Below are 1,929 nucleotides of genomic sequence, written 5' to 3' on the forward strand. Positions count from 1 at the left end.
GAATTGGTCCACCCTGATATATTGGAAACAGGAGGACAACGATGGCGAGGAAGAGACTCAAGCCTGCAGGCTAAAGCGGATATGGCGGCGGATCCGGAGAACTGCCGCCTTCCCTTGCGACCAGTGCAGCCAATGTCCGCTTTGGGTCCTGGCTGTGTAAAAACGCTGTTGCGGAAGCTGCCGGGGCTCGCGACCTCGGCCGATGCAGCTCGATTAGGTCATGCTTGTGGTTTTGACGGTTTTTTCGTCTCCGAGCGACTCCGGCGCACGCTCTTTGCGTATTGAGGGGCATCGCGGCCAATGAGAGGCGCATTTCAGCGTCGGTCACCTATGCCCTCATGGCCGCCATCAGCGGTCCAGGGCCCAAGATATTCATGACGCGCGTGAGGTTGTAGGCCAGCACGTGTAGAGCCATCTCGGTGGCCACGCGTGGCAGCGACTTCATCAGGAAGTGCGTGGCCCCCATGCGGGCCTTGATCGTGCCGAAGGGATGCTCGACCGTCTCGCGCCGCTGACGCATCTTTTCGGGATGCTCGTCGAGCCGCCGCTGGATCGCCTCGAGAACATGCTCGTGCTCCCAGCGGGTGATCCGCCGCTCCTTGCCCGTGGTGCAGCGATGCTTGATGGCGCAGGTCTGGCACGCGCTGGTCCAGTAGCGACGCAGGACCAGTCCATCTTCCTCGTTCGTGTAGCGGTAGATGAGCCTCTCGTTGGCAGGACAGATATAAGCGTCCTCCTCCGTCACATAACGGAAGTCCTGCTTGACGAAGCGGCCCTTGGCTTTGTTGCCCGAGGTCTGCGGCTTGGGAAGCGTGACCGTGATGCCTACCTCCTCGCACGCTAAGATCTCCGCGTTGCTGAAGTAGCCCCGGTCGGCGACGACATCGAGGCTCTCGGTTTCCAGCGTAGCTTTCGTCTCTTTGGCGATCGCTGAGAGCTGAGACCGATCGGTGCCGACGTTGGTCACATCATGGGCAACGATGAGATGATGTTTTGTGTCGACCGCTGTTTGCACGTTGTAGCCCACGACGCCGGAGCCCCGGCCGCTCGTCGCCATCGAGCGGGCATCGGGATCGGTGAGCGAGATCTGCTGGTCCGGTGTGGCGAGCATCCGCGCCTCGAGCGTCTCCAGGCGCTGCATTTCTTGCCTCAGCTTTGCAATCTTCTCTTTGAGGCGGGTCGTCTTGGTCGTGCGTGCCTGTGGCGGCTCTCGCCGGTCGGCGCTGTCCAGCTGGTGCAGATAGCGCGCGACGCTCTCCTCAATCTGCATCATGCGCCGGACCATCTTGGCGCGCGTGAAGTTCCTGTCCCGATTGTTGACCGCCTTGAACTTGCTGCCGTCAATGGCAACACTGGCCTCGGCGAGCAAGCCAAGCGCGCGGCAAAGGCCGACGAACCGGGCGCAGACTTTACGGATGGCGCGGCCGTTGTCCTTGCGGAAATCGGCGATCGTCTTGTGATCGGGTGCAAGGCGGCCCGTCAGCCACATCGCCTCCACGTTGCGCCCGGCCTCGCGCTCGAGGCGCCGGCTCGACTGAACGCGGTTGAGATAGCCGTAGATGTAGAGCTTCAGCAGAACCGATGGATGATACGAAGGCCGACCCGTCGCCTTTGGAGCGACGCGGCCGAACCCGAGTTCGGCGAGATCCAGCGCATCGACAAAGACATCAATTGCCCGAACCGGATTGTCCTCGCCGATCCAGTCGTCCAGGCATTCGGGAAGCAATGTGCTCTGCCCCCGATCCGCCCCTTCAACAAAGCGCTTCATCCGACCCCCCGCTCAGATCACCAGGGAATCATATCAGGTGCCGCGTTTTCACACAGCCAGGGTCAAAAGCAGACATTGGAGGGCACGTCAGACATGTCCGCTTTACCCCCAAGAGCAGACATTTAGCTTTGGGGGCGTGCAACCTTCTTTGGTAGCTAGCC

Annotated in this window: 1 protein-coding gene; it reads right to left on the reverse strand. The window is 61.3% G+C overall.

Going from position 1 to position 1,929, the window contains the following annotated elements; translation table 11 throughout:
- Positions 1–328 precede the first annotated feature (328 nt).
- Positions 329–1,768 carry an IS1182 family transposase gene (locus GY769_22545; protein ID MCP4204697.1) on the reverse strand — a complete coding sequence of 480 codons (1,440 nt, stop codon included), beginning with the start codon at positions 1,766–1,768 and terminating at the stop codon, positions 329–331.
- Positions 1,769–1,929 lie beyond the last annotated feature (161 nt).

Source organism: bacterium, assembly GCA_024224155.1.
GTDB lineage: Bacteria > Acidobacteriota > Thermoanaerobaculia > Multivoradales > JAHEKO01 > CALZIK01.